Origin of the sequence: Streptomyces sp. NPDC048479, assembly GCF_040651435.1 — a bacterium.
Taxonomy (GTDB): Bacteria; Actinomycetota; Actinomycetes; order Streptomycetales; family Streptomycetaceae; genus Streptomyces.
In genome coordinates, this window is the sequence record NZ_JBEZKA010000009.1 from 237,187 (window position 1) to 255,487 (window position 18,301).

The 18,301-nt window shown below is 68.7% G+C and carries 14 protein-coding genes; 5 read left to right on the forward strand and 9 right to left on the reverse strand.

Annotation, left to right across the window (positions count from 1 at the left end; all coding sequences use genetic code 11):
- Nucleotides 1-498: 498 nt before the first annotated feature.
- The 4 genes from AB0D12_RS17125 to AB0D12_RS17140 form a co-directional block, all read right to left on the reverse strand.
- The gene (locus tag AB0D12_RS17125; protein WP_362682666.1) at nt 499-966 is read right to left on the reverse strand and encodes a hypothetical protein; all 468 of its coding nucleotides are present in this window, start codon (nt 964-966) and stop codon (nt 499-501) included.
- Between the two features lie 635 nt (nt 967-1,601).
- On the reverse strand, nt 1,602-2,450 hold the full coding sequence (locus AB0D12_RS17130; protein WP_362682669.1) for a helix-turn-helix transcriptional regulator: 849 nt from the start codon (nt 2,448-2,450) through the stop codon (nt 1,602-1,604).
- Between the two features lie 18 nt (nt 2,451-2,468).
- Nucleotides 2,469-2,993: a DUF6879 family protein gene (locus AB0D12_RS17135; RefSeq protein WP_362682672.1), complete on the reverse strand. Its 525-nt coding sequence runs from the start codon at nt 2,991-2,993 to the stop codon at nt 2,469-2,471.
- Nucleotides 2,994-3,697: 704 nt separating this feature from the next.
- Nucleotides 3,698-4,972 carry an LCP family protein gene (locus tag AB0D12_RS17140; RefSeq protein ID WP_362682675.1) on the reverse strand — a complete coding sequence of 425 codons (1,275 nt, stop codon included), beginning with the start codon at nt 4,970-4,972 and terminating at the stop codon, nt 3,698-3,700.
- A gap of 107 nt (nt 4,973-5,079) precedes the next feature.
- Here AB0D12_RS17140 and AB0D12_RS17145 point away from each other — a divergent pair, with 107 nt between their 5' ends.
- Nucleotides 5,080-5,628 carry an acyl-CoA thioesterase gene (locus AB0D12_RS17145; protein WP_362682678.1) on the forward strand — a complete coding sequence of 183 codons (549 nt, stop codon included), beginning with the start codon at nt 5,080-5,082 and terminating at the stop codon, nt 5,626-5,628.
- Nucleotides 5,629-5,635: 7 nt separating this feature from the next.
- Here AB0D12_RS17145 and AB0D12_RS17150 read toward each other — a convergent pair whose 3' ends face one another.
- Nucleotides 5,636-7,000, reverse strand: a complete 1,365-nt coding sequence (locus tag AB0D12_RS17150; protein ID WP_362682681.1) for an LCP family protein — start codon at nt 6,998-7,000, stop codon at nt 5,636-5,638.
- 277 nt (nt 7,001-7,277) lie between these two features.
- On the opposite strand from AB0D12_RS17150, the gene AB0D12_RS17155 reads away from it, so the two are divergent.
- Nucleotides 7,278-8,294 carry a glycosyltransferase family 2 protein gene (locus AB0D12_RS17155; RefSeq protein ID WP_362682684.1) on the forward strand — a complete coding sequence of 339 codons (1,017 nt, stop codon included), beginning with the start codon at nt 7,278-7,280 and terminating at the stop codon, nt 8,292-8,294.
- Nucleotides 8,295-8,349: 55 nt separating this feature from the next.
- On the opposite strand, the gene AB0D12_RS17160 is transcribed toward AB0D12_RS17155, so the two are convergent.
- The 4 genes from AB0D12_RS17160 to AB0D12_RS17175 all read right to left on the reverse strand — a co-directional run bounded on the left by AB0D12_RS17160 (nt 8,350) and on the right by AB0D12_RS17175 (nt 14,436).
- The gene (locus tag AB0D12_RS17160) at nt 8,350-10,083 is read right to left on the reverse strand and encodes an LCP family protein (protein WP_362682687.1); all 1,734 of its coding nucleotides are present in this window, start codon (nt 10,081-10,083) and stop codon (nt 8,350-8,352) included.
- Between the two features lie 51 nt (nt 10,084-10,134).
- Nucleotides 10,135-11,883 carry an LCP family protein gene (locus AB0D12_RS17165; protein ID WP_362682690.1) on the reverse strand — a complete coding sequence of 583 codons (1,749 nt, stop codon included), beginning with the start codon at nt 11,881-11,883 and terminating at the stop codon, nt 10,135-10,137.
- A 222-nt stretch (nt 11,884-12,105) separates the two neighbouring features.
- Nucleotides 12,106-13,512, reverse strand: a complete 1,407-nt coding sequence (locus tag AB0D12_RS17170; RefSeq protein WP_362682693.1) for an LCP family protein — start codon at nt 13,510-13,512, stop codon at nt 12,106-12,108.
- A gap of 171 nt (nt 13,513-13,683) precedes the next feature.
- A complete protein-coding gene (locus AB0D12_RS17175; protein WP_362682696.1) occupies nt 13,684-14,436 on the reverse strand; it encodes a TIGR03089 family protein in 753 nt (250 codons plus the stop codon).
- Between the two features lie 127 nt (nt 14,437-14,563).
- Between AB0D12_RS17175 and AB0D12_RS17180 the strand changes: the two genes are divergently transcribed.
- The 3 genes from AB0D12_RS17180 to AB0D12_RS17190 all read left to right on the forward strand — a co-directional run bounded on the left by AB0D12_RS17180 (nt 14,564) and on the right by AB0D12_RS17190 (nt 18,300).
- A complete protein-coding gene (locus tag AB0D12_RS17180) occupies nt 14,564-15,877 on the forward strand; it encodes an N-acetylmuramoyl-L-alanine amidase (RefSeq protein WP_362682699.1) in 1,314 nt (437 codons plus the stop codon).
- A gap of 51 nt (nt 15,878-15,928) precedes the next feature.
- On the forward strand, nt 15,929-17,044 hold the full coding sequence (locus tag AB0D12_RS17185) for an NDP-sugar synthase (protein WP_362682702.1): 1,116 nt from the start codon (nt 15,929-15,931) through the stop codon (nt 17,042-17,044).
- Nucleotides 17,045-17,292: 248 nt separating this feature from the next.
- Nucleotides 17,293-18,300, forward strand: a complete 1,008-nt coding sequence (locus AB0D12_RS17190) for a DNA-3-methyladenine glycosylase 2 family protein (RefSeq protein ID WP_362682705.1) — start codon at nt 17,293-17,295, stop codon at nt 18,298-18,300.
- Nucleotide 18,301 lies beyond the last annotated feature (1 nt).

Here is an 18,301-nt window from a genome sequence, read left to right on the forward strand (position 1 = left end):
TCCTGGGCTGACACTGGGACTGCAACCGCCTCTGAGCTGCACAAACACTAAGACCCCCGGCGTGATGCCGGGGGTCTTGGTTATGGCCTTGCTCAAGCCACCTCTGTTCGCTCCGTGGGGTCGTCCGCGCCTGGGGTCAGCGTCGTGGCGATGGCTGCCCGCCCGCGCTGTTGCCCCGGAGCCCGAGACTCTGAAGCGGCCGGAACCGGCCAGCGATTCCAACCCCTTCCGTGCACTGCTCTAAACCAACTGAAGAGACTATTGGCCGGGGGCTTCTCCGTTTGTGAGAGTCCTACCGTCCCGGACGCTGGGACTCATCGCGGCCACGCCTCAATCCGACTCGGCTCCGTACGAGAACGCCAGCGTTGTGCAGGTGCCTGCCGCCGTGTTCCCACCGCCACAGACGGAAGCGCTGGCGACGGTTCAGCGTCATGTCGGACATGGTGCCAAGGTCCAGTGAGGCCACGATCCCCGGATAGTCCCTTGCCTGCCTGTCCATCAGCACTGCTCCTTGTTGACGACGGCTCCGGGGGTCTCGGCTCCGCCGGAGTCCGGCCCGTTCGGGTCCTTCAGCGCTTCTACGGTCGCCTTCATGCGGACCCGGTAGAAACCGGGCTGGCAGCTTACCGAGGTCTCCACTTTCTTGAGCGCACCCTTTCCGGGAGAAAGATGGTTCGAATTGCTGCTCACTTCGTCCCAGCCTCCGCCAGGCCCTCTCTTGTCCAGGATGACCGTCAGGGAGTGATTCAGCACCGCTTCCCGGCATGTGGCGTCCGCGTAGCCACGAACCCTGCCCGCACTCACGTAAGCCTCGGCGACGCGCTGTGTGCACCTGCCGCCGATCACCTGGCCGTACGTCTTGCCTTGGGGTTGCTCAGCCTGTCCGCCGCCCTGGCCGCCGCTCACGCTTCCCGTGGTCGAGGTACAACCACCCTGCTCCGCTCCCAGTAACGCCGAGATGATCACGGGTATCGCTGCCAGTCGTGCCACTGTGCCCGAACGCATGAACTCTCCCTGTGAAGATGAAGTGTTGTGGACGGCAGAGCCCCGGCCCAATGCACGGGGGAAGCATCGAACCGGGGCCCGTCCATACCCGCCCCCTACCGCCTCGCGCCGCCGCGATCACGGGAAGGGGGGGAGATCAACGCCCCTTGCACCGCCAGCACTCACACGGCGGCCATTCCGAGGTCACCATGGGGGCGAGGTTCTCGGTGCTGCGTACAGCCCGCTCAGGCCCCCACGTTTTCCCGTCGTCCCGAGACACCCGCAGCGTCATCAACGGCCGGTCGGCAATGAGTTGGACCTCTCTGCCCTTGCTCATGACTGGTGCGCCTCTGCCTGGTGCTGCCGCAGACCCACATTGCAGTCAGTCACTCCGCTGTAATCGCTCCTGGAGCGCGCGTTCTCCCTGGCAACCACCATGGACAGGCAAGCCGAACACCCCGGCTTGGCGGAGGGCTCGGCCGGTAGCTCACTCAGGTGGTATCCCTGCGGCTTCTGCGTCACCATGCTTGGCCTCCCCGGCTGATCCGCTCCCGATGCAACGACCGTATGGAGAGGCCAAGTTGGGGGTCCACGTTGTTGCATGCGGTTGCACGGATTCACTCGAGCGCGGCGAGTGCCTTCGTGATGAGGGCGCGAGAGTCAGCTCCGCGTACGGCTGTCTGGGACAGCTCAGCGAAGGCTCGGAGGTAGGTGCGGATTTCGCCGGGAGTGGTCAGGTTGATCTCTGCCGTCAGAGTCTCGACGGCTACCTGAGTGTCATCGAACGCGTAGAACGCTTCGAGGGGCCAGACGGTACGGCGGGCTGTGACCGGGATGATGCCGAGGGAGACGTTCGGCCGTGCCATGACGGTGAGCAGATGCTGAAGCTGCTCGGCCATGGCCGCTTCGTCACTGACTCGGTAGTAGAGAACCGTCTCTTCAAGGAGCAGGGCGAACCGGTGGTCACCCTCGCGGATCACGCGGGAACGGTCGAGACGGGCCCGTACAGCGTCGGCCACGTCGTCCGGGGTGCCTTGAAAGGTCGTGATCGACCGTAGGAGTCCTGTTGCATATCCGGCGGTCTGGAGCATGCCAGGCATGACGTTCGAAGCGTAGACACGAAATGAGCGGGTTCGTTGGTAAAGCGGCACTGTCTGCTCGTGGATGCGGCGCATGCCGTCGCGGTGGATCTGTCTCCACTCGACGTACATCGACTCTGCGTTCCGCGAGGCTGCGATCAGGTCGGCCGCTTGTTCGTTGGCCCCGCAGGCTGAGCACCATGCACGGATGTCGGCATCCGATGGCGGCGTCTTGCCTCTGGCGATCCTGGACGACTTGGCCTTGTGCCAGCCGCACCGGACGGCCAGTTCATGCCCGGAGAGTCCAGCGTCCTTCATAAGGCCTTGCAAGCGCGCTGCGACGGCTGCCCGTGCTGCTTGGGCGCTGGAGAGGGGAGATGAAGGCATGAACTGACCGGCCAGGGATCAGACGGTGTACTTCTCGTGTGGGATGGCGCGCTCCCACACTGCTTCGAAGGCGGACGCGCACAGCGCTGCTACGCCGGGATCTTCGGTTTGGTCGGTGTGCACCCACCTGCCGTCGCCATCGAAGATATTGAACTGAACGAGACGGCCATCAAAGAGCCAGTAGTCATTGCCCGGCAGCGCCAGATCTGAGGCACTCCGCCGAGGAAGCCACCGGATCTGCTCCCCGGCTGCCACGTTCGTGAAGGTGCCGGAGTGCTCGAAGGCGATGTAGTCGCTCACGGGCTCCGAGACCACGCGGGCACGTCGGATGACGACTCCCTTGGCTGTGACCTCGTGTACGAGGTCGAGCCACGGTCGCCACCAGGACTCTCGGTTGTCAGGGTCGAGCCGGTGACCTTGCTTCCATGCTGCGAAGCCTTCGATCTCGTTCTCAACGCCGTATCCGTCTCGCATCTCCAGATGAACGGCCGACTCCCGGACAGACCTGATCAGGTCCGAGAAGTCAGTCAGACTCTGCGACACGAAGCGCCTCCCTTAGAAGCGGGATCATCCGCTTCGGTACCCGGACCACCGATTCGTGGCCGGGGATCGCAACATCCTTCGAGCTCTCAGCCCGGGTCTGCTCGTCCGCCGTCCACCCCTGTACGAGAAGATCCCTTGTCTCCTCATCGACCCACACAGCCGGTGACCCGTGATCTCCGGACTCGGGATCTTTACCGACGAACCGTAATGCCATGACAACCTCCGCTGTCGAGTTCGTTGCGCCTGGTTGCACGACCCTCACCCTGTGGCGTGACTGCCGTCAAGCGGCCCCGAGCGGCGCGCGGAAGCACTGTGGCCGGTCCGCAGGCCCTGACCTGGCGCGACCGTGACTGACCCTGGGGAAATCCTGGGGTGCCCCCCTCGGCAGGGGATGTTCTTGCAGGTCAGCACCTCGGATGTCGTAAAGTAACCAATGTGCTGTCCGTCACGATCCGGCAGCTGCTGATCCCCAGGACAGCGCTCGCGCGCAGCAACGGCGCGTACCGCACCTTCACCTTCGGCGTGCTCCCGCTCGGCGCTGCGCTCGGCGGCGTCCTGGCGGGGCGCTCGGCACCACCGGAGCCGTGGCGGTCGGCAGCGCGGGCATCGCCCTGTCCGCGCTGCCGATGTTCACCCGCGAGATCCGGACCCTGCGCGACCCTCATGCACAGCGGGCCGCCGCTTCCGGCGGCCCGCTGTGGGGGTCAGCGGTCCGAGGTGACCGTGACCTTCTCGTCGTTCTTCAGCTGCTGCACCAGCTGCTTCACCTTGGCCTTGTCCCAGACCAGGTTCCCGCCCGTGCTGCCCGAGATCGGCATGTTCATGGACTTGCCCTCGCCGCCCGTGACGCCCTTCATCGCGAAGAACATCTGTCCCAGCGACCACAGGGACATGTCCTTGTCGACGAGGAGCGTGTCCAGGCCCGCGCCCATCGTCGGGTAGAGCTTGAACGGGTTGAGGATCGTGCCCGGCGTCGCCGTCTGGCTCGCCAGGGCCGCGAGGAACTTCTGCTGGTTCTTCGTACGGTCAAGGTCGCTGCCCGCGAACGCGTACCGCGTCCGTACGAACGCCAGCGACTGCTCGCCGTCGAGCGTCTGCTTTCCCGCCTGGAAGTCCGCGCCCGAGTTCTTGTCCTTGAAGGCCTTCGGGATGTCGATCTCGACACCGCCGATCGCGTCCACGATGTTCGCGAAGCCCGCGAAGCCGATCTCGACGTAGTGGTCGATGCGCAGACCCGTGTTGTGCTCGACCGTGCGGACCAGCAGCTCCGGGCCGTCCTCCGCGTACGCGGCGTTCAGCTTGGTGTGCCGGCCCTTCGCCGGGAAGAGCTTGCCCGACTGCGAGCCCTTGAAGGACGGTATCTCCACGTCCGAGTCGCGCGGCAGCGAGATCAGCGTGGGGCCGTTCGAGCCGTCGTGCAGGATCATCATCGAGTCGGTCCGCTTGCCTTCGGCCGAGCCCGTGTGGAGCTTCTTCTTCTCGTCGGCGGACATGCCCTCACGGCTGTCGGAACCCACGATCAGATAGTTGGTGCCCTCGCCGCCGCCCGGCCGCTCGATGACCTTGGAGAGGTCGACCTCGCGCTTGAGCTTGGAGTCGGCCCAGAAGTACGTGCCTATGGAGACCGCGAGCAGCAGTACGACCAGCGTCAGCGAACCTATCTTGAGCCGGCGGCGCCAGTCCGGGGCCGCGCCCGGGCGCGGCGGGTAGCTCTGCGGGGGAGCGCCGTTGTCGCCGCCCCGGCCGCCGCCTCCGTAGACCTGACCCGTGTTGTACTCGCTGTCGTACGCCTGCTGGTCATAGCCTTCGTCGTACCCGCGCGACTGCGGAGGGACCCCGCCGCGCTGCGGCGCGGCCGGGCGCTGGACATGGCGCATCACCCGCGCGCCTTCGGGCTGCGGGCCTGCGCTGCCGCGGCCGTAGCCGGCTGCGTTGCCGTTGCCGCGGTCGTCGGACCATCCATCGGGCCAGTCATTCATGCGGACCAGTGTGCAGGGAGAGCCCCCGTCCCCCACAAGGCGGGTGAGGAATCGCACCACGGCTGTTGCGAAGCTGATGCAATGTGGCCCGGCATATGGTGGTCGGCATGACAGATCAGGCCCAGCGCCCGGAGCCAGAGATACCGGGCAAGCCCACCGCAGCTTCCCGTACCACCCTGAGCCACATCATGACCGGCAGTGACACCAATCTCCTCGGCACGGTGCACGGTGGCGTGATCATGAAGCTGGTGGACGACGCGGCGGGCGCGGTCGCCGGCCGCCACTCCGGCGGGCCTGCTGTCACCGCCTCCATGGACGAGATGGTCTTCCTGGAGCCGGTCAGGGTCGGTGATCTGGTCCATGTGAAGGCCCAGGTCAACTGGACAGGGCGGTCCTCGATGGAGGTCGGCGTACGGGTCCTGGCCGAGCGCTGGAACGAGTCGACCCCGGCGCAGCAGGTCGGTAGCGCCTATCTCGTCTTCGCGGCCGTCGACGGGGACGGCAAGCCCCGTCGCGTACCGTCCGTGATCCCCGAGACCGAGCGCGACCGGCGGCGCTACCAGGAGGCGCAGATCCGCCGTACGCACCGGCTCGCCCGGCGCCGCGCGATCAAGGAGCTGCGGGAGAAGCGCGCCGCCGACGGCATTGAGGACTGACCGGCTCTCACGGGCAGACGACCTGGTCGCCGGTGACCGCGCCGAACCCGCCCCGGGGCACCTCCTCCGCCCGCACCGGCGTGACCCCCTTGTAGTCCCGCCCCGCCGTCACCTTCAGCGTCGGCCCCTGCCTCCTGGCCGCCCGCAGCTCGCACCCCGGCAGCGCGGCCGCGAGCGATTTTGCTGAGCGGTCCCAGCGTGGGTCGTATGTCACATAGGTGCGGCGCACCTCGCGGCTGCTGCCGTTCAGCGGGGCGCGGGTGGTGTTGAAGCCGGTGGAGCGCAGGGCCGCGTCGACCTGCTTGCCGAGCCCGTCGGTGTGCGTGCCGTTGAAGATCTGCACCCGGATCTGCTGCGGCGGCACATCGACCAGTGTCACCTTCCGCGTCTTCGGCCGGCGCGGGGCGAGCGGCTTGTCCTCGCGCAGCGTCTGGAAGAGCTTCTTCGACTTCGCGTCGTCCCACTTCACCGTGGAGCCGATGCCCTTGACCGGCTTTCTGGTGTCGGCGAGCGGTACGGACGTGAACTCCGACGAGGCGGGTGTGAAGCCGCGCATCGCCTTGCCGAGCGTGAGGATCTCATCCGAACCGAAGCCCCGGTCGGCCCGTACGGAGTTCAGCATCGTCGAGGCGACATCCCGGAACTTGACCGGGTTCAGCAGGACGCCGCTGCTGCTCGCCTGGTGGATGAGAGCCGCGAGGAAGCGCTGCTGGCGCTGCATCCGGCCCAGGTCCGCCGCCCCGTCGACATAGCGCGAGCGCACATACTGCAGCGCCTGACCGCCGGTGAGCCTGTGCGTGCCGACGCCGAGATCCAGACCGCTGTGCGAGTCCTTCAGCGGCCGGGCGTTGCAGATCTCCACCCCGCCCAGCGTGTCCACCGTCTTCATGAAGCTGGTGAAGTCGACCTCCAGATAATGGTCGATCTTCACCTTGGTCAAGTTCTCGACGGTCCGCACCGTCAGGTTCGGCCCGCCTTCCGCGTACGCCGCGTTGAGCTTCAGCGGGTGCGGCTGGTGGTGCTTGCCGGTGGTGGCGTCGATGTGCTCGGGGATCTGCGCGTAGGTGTCCCGCGGCAGGCTCACCACACTCGCGCGCTCCCGGTCCGCCGAGATGTGCACGAGCATGATCGTGTCGGTGCAGTGGCAGGGCGCGCCGCCCAGACGGTACTTCTGCTTCTCCTCGCGTGTGATTTTGTCGCGCCCGTCGGTGCCGACGACGAGCAGATTCATGCCGTGGCCCGCATCGGGCCGGTTCTTCATGTCCCTGAACGGGTCGACGCGGCTGATACCGGTGTCCAGACTCGTCACCACCGCATGCCCGATGCCGCCCGCGGCCAGCACCAGGACCGAGAGCGACGTCGCCACCCGCATTCCCCAGCGGGGCCGCTCGACCGGCCGTCTGCTCGCGACCGGCCGTCTGCTCCCGGCCGCCCGCCCGCTCGCGACCGGCTGTCTGCTCCCGGCCGGACGTCTGGTCCTGGGCTGAGCGGCCGGCCGCGGACGGCTGGAGCGGGGCGGCGTGGGCACGTGGGAAACCTCCGCGGGTGACAGGGATCGCGAGCACCGTAGGCCCATACGATCTGCGACAACGGGCAGCGACCCGGCCGCCGCGCGTCCGTGTCCCCCGTTCGCGGTAACGTGGCGACCGATGAACGCCACACCCGCTGTCTCCGTGATCATGCCGGTCCTCAACGAGGAGCGGCATCTGCGTAACTCCGTCCGTCACATCCTCGAGCAGGAGTACGACGGCGAGATGGAGGTGGTGATCGCGCTCGGACCGTCCACGGACCGCACCGACGAGATCGCCGCCGAGCTCGTACGGGAGGACCCCCGCGTCCACACCGTCCCGAACCCCACCGGCCGCACCCCGGCCGCGCTGAATGCCGCCATCAAGGCATCGCGCCACCCGATCGTGGTACGGGTCGACGGGCACGGCATGCTGTCGGCCAACTACATCGCCACCGCCGTCCGGCTCCTGGAGGAGACCGGCGCGCAGAACGTCGGCGGCATCATGCACGCCGAGGGCGAGAACGACTGGGAGCACGCGGTCGCCGCCGCCATGACCTCGAAGATAGGTGTCGGCAACGCGGCCTTTCACACCGGCGGCGCGGCAGCCCCGGCCGAAACCGTGTATCTGGGTGTCTTCCGGCGCGAGGCGCTGGAGCAGCAGGGCGGCTACAACGAGGAGTTCGTCCGGGCCCAGGACTGGGAGCTGAACTTCCGTATCCGCGAGGCGGGCGGCCTCATCTGGTTCTCGCCGGAGCTCAAGGTCCAGTACCGGCCGCGGCCCTCTGTGAAGGCGCTCGCCAAGCAGTACAAGGACTACGGCCGCTGGCGCCATGTCGTCGCCCGCTACCACTCCGGCTCCATCAACCTCCGCTACCTCGCCCCGCCGACCGCCGTCTGCGCGATCGCCGCGGGCCTCGTGGCCGGCGTGGCCCTCACTCCATGGGGCTTTGTGGTGCCGGCCGGCTATCTGGCCGCGATCGCGGCCGGATCCGTCCCCGCGGGCAGGGGCCTGCCGCTGAAGGCGCGACTGCAGATCCCCGTCGCGCTGGCCACGATGCACATGTCGTGGGGGTACGGCTTCCTGACCAGCCCGCGCTCGCTGGCGCGGAAGGTCATCGCGAGCCGCCGCCCCGCCGTGCGGACGGCCTCCGCCTGATACGCAGGAAGGGCCCCGGGTACGCATCGCGTGCCCGGGGCCCTTCGCGTACGACCTACCAGGTGAAGCCGGGCTGCACTGGCATGCACGCCGTCTTGTCCTCGCCGTTCAGGGGCTTCGCCGACGTCGGCGTCTTGTTGTCCTGCTGCGCCGTGGACTTCGGATAGGCATCGCCCTGACGCCAGTCCGCGCCCACGATCAGGCTGATGCCGGTGACCTCGGTCGATTTCTTCACCGAAGTCAGCGGAATCCCGAGGGATTTGGCGACTGCCTGCGCATCACCCTCCAGCTCGGCGTTGGAGAAGCGGATGACCGTTTTCTTCTGCGGGTTGGTCGTGCTGTCGGCCTTGGCCAGGGCGTACCCCTTGCCGGTCAGGACCCCGGCGACCGCTGTCGCACGGCCCTTCTCGGCGAGCCTGCCGTCGCCTCCGGTACCGTTCTGCACCGTCACCGCGATCTCACCGGGCGCCGCCGCCGGGTCCTTGGACACGGCCGGGGTGGTGGTCGGCCGCTTCTTCGGGGCCTTGCCGTCCAGCGGAATGTCCTCGCGGACCATCCGGAACAGCTGCTCGGCATCGCCGGGCTGGGGCTCGACCTTCCCTTCGAAGCGCGTGGAGTAGAAGTTCGGCATCGTGGTCATGGTGATCCGGCCGGTGGGAACGCTCTTGAGCTCCTCGCCCAGGTCGTACAGGTCCTTGACGGTGTTGATGCCCTTGTCGACGGTGAGCGCGTCAATGGCGGCCTCGGCGAGGTTGCGCAGCTTGGCCGGGTCGGTGAGCTTGGTGTTCTTGCGCAGCTCCCGGACCATCGAGTTCATGTACATGTGCTGCGCGCGTGTGCGGGCGAGGTCGGTGCCGTCGTCGAAGCCGTAGCGCGTACGCAGCCATTGCAGGGCCTGCTCGCCCTTGACCGGGTGTGTGCCCGCCTCCAGCTTGAGGCCGGAGCCCTGGCCCTTCTTGTTGCGCGAGTAGACGTTCTTCTCGACGCAGACCGGGACGCCGCCGATGGCGTCGGCCATGGAGACCACACCCGCGAAGTCGATCATCATGAAGTGGTCGATGGTGATGCCCGTGAGCTCGTACCAGGTGGCCACCGTGCAGCCGGGTCCGCCACGGCCCAGCGACTCGTTGGTCGGCGCCTCTTTGGTGGCGCGGTACGTCTTGCCGGTGTCCGGGTCCTTGCACTCCGGGATCTTCAGCACGGTGTCGCGCGGCATGCTGATCACCGAAATGTTGCTGCGGTCGGCCGAGACGTGCACCAGCATCTGTACGTCCGCCAGCGGCACGCCGTTGAACGTCTCCTTGGCGCCGCCGAGCTCCTGGTTCTTCTTGGAGTTCCGCGCGTCCGAGCCGATCAGCAGGATGTTCAGCGGCGTCTGACCCGCGGCGTTGGCCTGGTGCTCGCGCATCTTGCCGCCGAGGTTCAGGTCGTCCTTCTTGAGCTTGCTGTTGAGGTGCTCGTAGTACAGATAACCGGCCCCGGCCGTGCCGAGTATCAGCAGCGACACCACGGCAGCGACCCAGCGCAGTATCCGGCGCTTGCCGCCCTTTCCGCGACCCCGTCTTGTGCCACCGCGCCGGTGGCCGCTCTCAGTGCCACCGCCGCCGTCCTCCGCCGTCGCGGTGTCGTCGCCGGCCGGCCGGTCATGCCGGTCCTGGCGACCGATCGTGCCTGTGCGGCCCTTGGGAGCCTCGCCCCCCTCGCCGTACAGGCTGTCGTCCCATCCCAGCTCACGGGCCTGCCGGACGCGATCCCGCGTCCCCTCCCCCCGCACCCTGTTCTGTCCCACCCCGGGTCCCCCCTGTCGTTCAGGCTCGCCCCATGACCCGGTGTTCCGGCGTCATTTGGCACATACCTGTTTGTCTGCTTCGACCTTCTGCACACCCTCCGGCGCCTTGGCCGGTCCGGTGATGGGCACCCCTGCGCCCCTGTAATCCGCGCCGAGGGTCAGGGTCATTGCCTCACGCCCCACGGCGTCCTTCGTGCCCGGCTTCAGAGCCTCGGCCGGCAGACCCATCAGGTCCGCGAGCTTGCGGGCCTGCTCCGCCTGGTTCGGTGCGTACGTCAGCGTCGTCCTGGCGAGCTTCTGCGGGGCGTTGCCCTCATTGCTCGACTTCAGTACGCCTTCCTCGTTCTGCAGCCAGGTGAGGGTCGCCAGTGCCGCACCCTGCGTCTCACTGCCGTTGAAGACCGCGACCCGTACCTCGGAGGCGGTCGCCCTGGACCCCTTGAGCAGGGTCTGCTGCTTGTTCTTGGCGTCCTGCTCCTTCTGCTTCACCTCGGTGAGCGAGGTGTCGTTCTGCATCATCGCGAACAGCGGCTTGGCCTTGGCCTCGTTGAGCAGCACGGTCGCGCCGTCGGTGTTGTCGACCACCGGCACGGTGGCGAACGTGATGTTCTTCGGATTCACCTTCGAGAGCTCCATACCGAGATCCCGGAGCCTCGAGATCTTTCCTATCCCGCTGTCGACCGTGAGTGCCTTGGTGGCGGCCTCGGCCAGGTCCCACATCTTGGTGGGGCTGGAGAGGGTGTCGCTGGACTTCATCTTCCGGATCAGCGAGCTCAGGAACTGCTGCTGGATCTCGATCCGGCTCAGGTCGCCGCCGAAGCCCACCGAGTGACGCGTACGGACGAAGGCAAGCGCCTGCTCACCTTCGAGGACGTGCTTGCCCGCCGGCAGGTTGAGCTTGGAGTCCTTGTCATGGATGTCCTTGGCGAGACAGACCTCGACGCCACCGACGGCTGTCGTCATCGACTTCACCGCGTTGAAGTCGGCCATCATGAAGTGGTCGACGGTCAGCCCGGTGAGCTCCTTGACCGTACGCATGGTGCAGCCGGGGTCGCGGCCCTCCTGGCCGAGGCTCTCGTTGAACCGGGTCTTGTGCGTACCGCCTATGACCTTGGTGCCGTCCGCGGTCTTGGTCTCGCAGTTCGGGATGTCGGTGATCAGGTCACGCGGGATGGACAGCGCGGTCGCGTTGGTCCGGTCCTTGGAGACATGGAAGAGGATCGAGGTGTCGGCGTGGCCGACGCTGTTCTTGTCGCCGTAGCCGCCATTGCCCTTGCCGGACCGCTTGTCCGTGCCGATCACCAGGATGTTGACGGCCTGGTCCTTCTTGAAGCCGCCGCTGCCCGCGCCCGCGACGTCGACCGTGTTCAGGTTCGAGTCGAAGTGCTGGTAGACGAGGTACGCACCGACGGAGCCGGCGACGACGATGAAGGCCATCACGCCGCCCGTCCACAGCAGCGCCTTCTTCTTGCGCGACTTGGGCTGCTTGCGCTTGCGCCGGCCCGCCGTGGGCGGTGTCGTACCGCCGGAGGCGTTGCCCGCGCGGCGCGAGCGCTGGCCCGGGACCTGATGGCCCGGCGTCTCGCGGCCCGGCGTCTCCCTGCCCGGCGTCTCGCCCGGCACGACGGGACTGCGGCGCGTCGAACTTCGCGGGGCCGGGGTCCTGGGAGCCGTGCTTCTCGCGGCCGATGACTGCGGTCCGGATTGATCCAGTCGCAGTTCGTAATTACCGGTCTGCGGGTTGAGGACCCACTGGTCGGCGGGGTCGATCTCGTCCCGCCCACGGCTTTGCGCATCCACGGTTGCTTGAGTCCTCCGTCGGTGCCACGCGAGGCGCCTCCCCCGAAGGGCGCTCGGTCTTTCGATCCAGCAGGTGCGCGACCCAGGGTCGGTAGCACCAGGTCGCGTCACACTATCCGCCCAGTTCAGCGTCGAGCGACGCTCGTGACAAATTCCACGTCCCTTACAAGCGGGCATTCCGCCCAATCGTCATGGACTGCCGACTCCGGCTTGGTCATCGCTTTACTCACACATGCCCACAGCGGCATTCGTGCCGGAGAAAGTCGGCGTCGGTGTCGGCCCCCCGGCTGCGCTGTCGTCGGGCTTCTCGTCGGTCCCGGCCGTGGGCCGCTGCGACGCCTTTTCGGATTCCCGGTTCTTGTCCTCGTCCCCGGACTTCCCCTTGCCCCCGGAGACGACCGTGACGGGTGTGTCCTCCCGCAGCCGCTTGAAGAGCTGGGCGGCCTCGGACTCGATGAGCTCGTCGCGGTTCGGGTCGGCGCTGTACGGCTGCCGCGGAACCGTCAGGAACTGCACCTTTTCCGTCGGAATGTTACGAATCGAGCGGGTCAGGTCGTACAGATCCTTGAGCGAGTCAAGACCCGGATCAGTGGTCAGCGACTTGGTCGCCGCGTCCAGTACCGGGTAGAGCCGGATCGGATTCAGCAGTACGCCGTTGCTCTGTACCTTCTTGACCAGCGCACCGAGGAACTGCTGCTGGCGGTCCATGCGTTCGGTGTCGCTGCCGTTGCCGATGGACTTGCGGGCCCGTACGAAACCGAGGGCCTGCTCGCCGTTGAGCAACTGCTTGCCCGCGCGAAGCCTGAGGTGCGCGTCGGCGTCGTCGATCGGATCCTTGAGGCAGACCTCGACCCCGTGCACGGCATTGACCATGTCCTTGAAGCCGCTGAAGTCGACCACCATGTGGTGGTCGATGCGGATACCGGTGAAGCGCTCGACGGTACGGATCGTGCAGGCCGTACCGCCGAACTCGAAGGCCCAGTTGAACTGCGAGAACTGCTCTTTCGTGCGGGTCCCGGCGGGCTTGTGGCAGCTCGGGATGGTCACCATCAGATCGCGCGGGATGGACATCGCCGTCGCGCTCTGCCGGTCCGCGGCGATATGCAGCAGGATCGTGGTGTCGGAGCGCTGGCTGCCGCCGTCGTCGCGGCCGTACTTGCTGTTGCCCTCGCCGGAGCGGGTGTCTGAGCCGAGGAGCAGGATGTTCTGCGCGTTGTGCGCGAGGGACGCCGGGCGCTCCTTCTCGTATGTCTCGAGCTCGGCGGCGGCGGTGCTGTCTGTGGTGATGTTGGCGTCGAGCTTGCGGTAGAACCACCAGCCGACGCCGGCCGCGGCGAGTACGACGACGGAGGTGCCGAGGGCGGTCCAACGCAGCCAGTGGCGCTTGTGGTTGGCGGTCTCAGCAGGGGTGCCTTCGGTCGTGCCGTCGGTGCCGTCGGCGCCGGACGTCTGTCCGTCGGCGGCGGACACCGTGGCGGAGGCCTCGTCCTGCGGCGCGCCGGCCGTACCGGCTTCGCCCTTCGGGACCTCGTCCGCCTCGTGCCCGGGCGTTCCCGCGGCCGGCTCGTCGTCGGCCGGCCTGTCCGGTTCGGCGGGCGTGCCAGCACTCTCCGTCACGTCTGCGTCCATCCTTCACGGCGTCGGCGGCGCGCTGGGTCGCCGATCGCAGGACTAGACGGCCGAACCTCACGCTTGGTTGTCTTTTTAAGCACGGGTATCGCCGATCATGTACCGGAGTTGACGCTGAGGCCCGGGGGCTCGGCCCGTGTGTGCGCCACACGAGTGGACTTCAGAGGCTTGTCATACGGCGGTGTTGGTGACGCGCTCGCTCTCGATCCGCTTCTCGAGGCCCTCTTGGGACAGCTCGCCGAGATGGTGGCACAGCACCACCGACCCGCCGGCCGCGAGCGGCGCGAACAGCCCGGCCGACAGCCCCTCCCAGGAGTCGTACGCGCGCCCCGTCAGCAGCCGCGAGCCGGGCGAAAGTCCCAAGTCGGCCGCGTCCGCGCGGGCCCGCTCGACCAGCTGTACGCCCGTCAGCTCCAAGCCGCCGACGGCGAGCGCGGGCGCGGCCGGGTCCACCGGCGCGTACGGAGCGAAACGGTCGCCCTGCCCCGGCACCTCCACCGCGTAGTCGGCGAAGCCCGCCGGCGGCTGCGGGAAACGGCCCCCCAGCGGCCGCAGCGCGAGAGCGACCCGCTCCCCGGAACAGGCCAGCGCCGCCTCCAGCGTGTCCGGTCCGCTGACGACGAGATCGGCGTCCGCCGGGTCGCCGCCCACCTCCACGGTCACCCCGACCGAGGAGCAGGCGAGCAGCCAGACCGCGCTCTGCCAGTGCGCGGGAAGCAGCAGCGCGAGCCGGTCGCCGGGCGCGGCGGCAAGATCGCCCTGGAGCAGATTCGCCGTTTTGGCCACCCAATTGGCGAAGGTGGCCACGGACAATTCGACGCGCTCACCGGTGGCGTCGTCGTAGAAGGTGACCAAGGGGCGCGCCGGGTCCGCGGCGAGCGCGGATCGCAGCAGGTCGGCGGGGGTACGGTCGCTGGCGTTCACGCGCGCAAGCGTACGCGGCACGGTGACTGGACAGGCCGCCGTACCGGTGATGCGTACACCGGTCGGACCGCTGCGCCGTCAGTTCCTGGGGGAGCGGAGTCGGCGGCCCCGGCACAGGATCGAACCCATGCGTGGATTCCTAGCTTTTTCGATCGGCATCGCGTGCACCGCCGCGCTCGTACTCCCGCTCTCGCTGCCCTCCGGCGCCGCCGCCGTGGCGCCCCGGGCGCCCGATGTGCCCGGCTCCACCCAGTCCCTGCCGCTCGCAGCCATCGGGGCGACGACATCGGAGCGGTCCCTCGGGCCCGCGGCGGAACAGGGTCTGACCGAACGTGAGGTCAGACCGTTCTCCCTGCTCGGCGTCGTCTGGGACGACGTGAACGCCGAACTGCACGGCACCGTCCAGGTCCGCACCAGGGCCGTCGCCTCCGGCGCGTGGTCCGGCTGGCAGGGCGTGGAGACCCACAACGCCGATCATCGCGCCGATCCCGGCACCCGGGAGAGCGAATGGGGGAGGGCCCGCGGTGCCACGGCCCCGCTCTGGGTCGGGGCGTCGGACGGCGTCGAGGTACGCGTACGCGCGCAGCCGACGGATCCGTGGCCGCTGCCCGAAGGTTTGAGCCTCGAACTCGTCGACCCCGGCGAGGAGTCGGCAGCCGGCCAGGCGCCGCCGGTGGACGAGGTGGAGCGGGCCGACGACGAGCCGACGTCGACGGAGGATGAGGATGTGCTCCCGGCGCTTTCCGTGGCGGAGACGGAAGCGCAGGCCGTGGCGCAGGCCGAAGAGGACGCGACAGCGGCAGGGGCGGTCGGCGCCGTGGAGTTGAGTCCTTACATCGGACCGCGCCCGCGCATCATTACGCGCAAGGGGTGGGGTGCGAGCGAGTCGCTGCGCGAACCGGGCTTCGTCTACACCAATTCCGTGAAGGTCGCCTTCGTGCACCACACCGCCACCGGCAACAGCTATACCTGCGAGCAGGCGCCCTCCGTCCTGCGCAGTATCTACCGCTACCACGTAGTGAGCAGTGGCTGGCGCGACTTCGGCTACAACTTCGCCGTCGACAAGTGCGGAAACATCTACGAAGGGCGCGCGGGAGGCGTGGCCAAACCGGTCCTCGGCGCGCACACTCTGGGATTCAACACGGACAGCATGGGTATCGCCGTGCTCGGCACATACAGTCTGTCCACCCCGCCCGCGGTCGCGGTGGACGCCGTCGCGCAGCTGACCGCCTGGAAGCTCGGACTGTACGGAATCGACCCCCGTGGCAAGTCGGTGCTGACGTCGGGAGGGAGCGGCAAGTACGAGAAGGGCAAGAACGTCAGTTTCAACGCCATCTCCGGGCACCGGGACGGATTCTTCACGGAATGTCCGGGAAGTCATCTCTACGCCAGGCTCGGCACGGCCCGGACTTCCTCGGCCACGCTGCAGGGCCGGACCTGACGGGGAAAGCGCCGACGAACTGCATACACTGCCGGTCTCGAACGAGTGAGCATGCCGGCCCCAGCAGGAAGCAGAGACGACAAGGTGACAGAAGCGATCCTCCTGGTCGGCGGCAAGGGCACCCGGCTGCGTCCGCTCACCGTCAACACGCCGAAGCCGATGGTTCCGGCGGCGGGCGTCCCGTTCCTGACGCATCAGCTGGCGCGGGCGCGGGCGGCGGGGGTCGAGCACATCGTGCTGGCCACGTCGTACCTGGCCGAGGTCTTCGAGCCGTACTTCGGCGACGGCTCCTCGCTCGGCCTCCACCTGGAGTACGTCACCGAGGAGGAGCCGCTCGGTACGGGCGGGGCGATCCGCAATGTCGCGTCGCGGCTGCACTCGGGCCCCGAGGACCCGGTCCTGATCTTCAACGGCGACATCCTGACGGGCCTGGACATCGAGGCGCTCGTCGCCACGCACCAGTCGTCCGGCGCGGACGTCTCGCTCCACCTCACCAGGGTCGAGGATCCGCGGGCGTTCGGTCTGGTCCCGACAGACTCCTCCGGTCGCGTCACGGCCTTCCTGGAGAAGCCGCAGACGCCCGAGGAGATCGTCACCGACCAGATCAACGCGGGCGCGTACGTCTTCCGTCGCTCGGTCATCGACACCATCCCGACGGGCCGCCCGGTCTCGGTCGAACGTGAGACCTTCCCGGATCTGCTGTCTTCCGGAGCCCACCTCCAGGGCATGGTCGACTCCACGTACTGGCTGGATCTCGGCACCCCGCAGGCCTTCGTCCGCGGCTCGGCCGACCTGGTCATGGGCCGTGCCCCGTCCCCGGCGGTCCCGGGCCGCTGCGGCGACCGCCTGGTACTGCCGTCGGCGACAGTGGCACCCGACGCGAAGCTGACGGGCGGCACGGTAGTCGGCCGTGGCGCCCGGATCGGCGCCGGCGCCCGTATCGACGGCAGCGCGATCCTGGAGGGCGCGGTGGTGGAGGAGGGCGCGGAGATCTCCGCCTCCTTGATCGGCGCGGGCGCGAGAATCGGACCCCGCACGGTCCTGTCGGGCGTGGTGATCGGCGACGGCGCGTCGGTAGGCGCGGACAACGAGCTCCGCGACGGCGCGCGGGTGTGGTGCGAGGCGGTGCTACCGCCGTCATCGGTGCGGTTCTCGTCGGACCAGTAGCCGGGCTTCGCCCCGGACCCCGCTCCTCAATCGGCGAATCAAGCCCGTCCGGCGATCGAGGACACACCCCGAGGCGGCCCCGGGGATCCCGCGCCGCGAAGTCGGCGCTTCGGGTGTGGGGGCGCCGGCCCCACGTTCCCCCGCCCCCAGGGGGCCTGGGGGCGCAGTCCCCGGTTCCGGGAAGGGGCGGGGTGGGGGAACAACACCGCCTACCCTCAGAAGGCACCCGATCCCCGAGGACCCCCGCCGTGTCAGGACGCTTCGCCCCCCGCACCCCCACCCGCACCACCGTGCGAGGCGGCCACACCACCGTCCCCTCCGGCATCCCCGCGCAGACGCGGGCCGGCTCCAGCACCCGGGGCTGGACGCCCCCCGGGCCCCTCGATCTCGGGCTCGTGCTCGGGCCGCACCGTCGCGGGCCCGGCGACCCCACCTTCCGTACGACCCCGGACGGCTCCGTCTGGCGCACCAGCCGTACGCCCGCCGGCCCCGGCACCCTCCGCGTCGCCCTGCACACGAGCGCCGGCGCCGCCGAGGCCGAGGCATGGGGCCCCGGCGCCGACTGGCTGCTCGAGCACCTCCCCACGCTGCTCGGTGAGGCGGACGACCCCGCCGCCTTCACCCCGCGCCACCGCCTACTCGCCGCCTCCCAGCACCGCCGCCCCGGCCTCCGCCTGTCCCGCACCGGCCTGGTCCTGGAATCCCTGATCCCCTCGATCCTGGAGCAGAAGGTCACCACGGACGAGGCGTACCGAGCCTGGCGGCTGCTCGTACGCAAGTACGGCGAACCCGCGCCCGGCCCTGCACCGCGTATGTACGTGATGCCCGAGCCCCGCACCTGGGCGCTGATCCCTTCCTGGGAGTGGCACCGCGCGGGCGTCGACAACAAGCGCGCATCGACGATCCTGCGCGCGGTCCGCGTCGCCCGCCGCCTGGAGGAGGCCGCAGCCATGGAGCCCGAACAGGCCCGGGCAAGGCTGGAGTTGATCTCCGGCATCGGCCCCTGGACCTCCGCCGAAACGGTCCAGCGCAGCAACGGCGCCCCCGACGCCGTCTCCGTCGGCGATGTGCATCTGCCGGGCATCGTCGGCTACGCGCTCGCGGGCGACCGCGACGCCGACGACGCGGCGATGCTCGAACTCCTGGCCCCGTACGCCGGCCAGCGCCACCGCGCCGCCCGTCTGATCCTGCTGAGCGGCCGCACCCCGCCCCGCCGCGTGCCCAAGATGCCCCGCACAGACATCGCCGGCCTGTAGA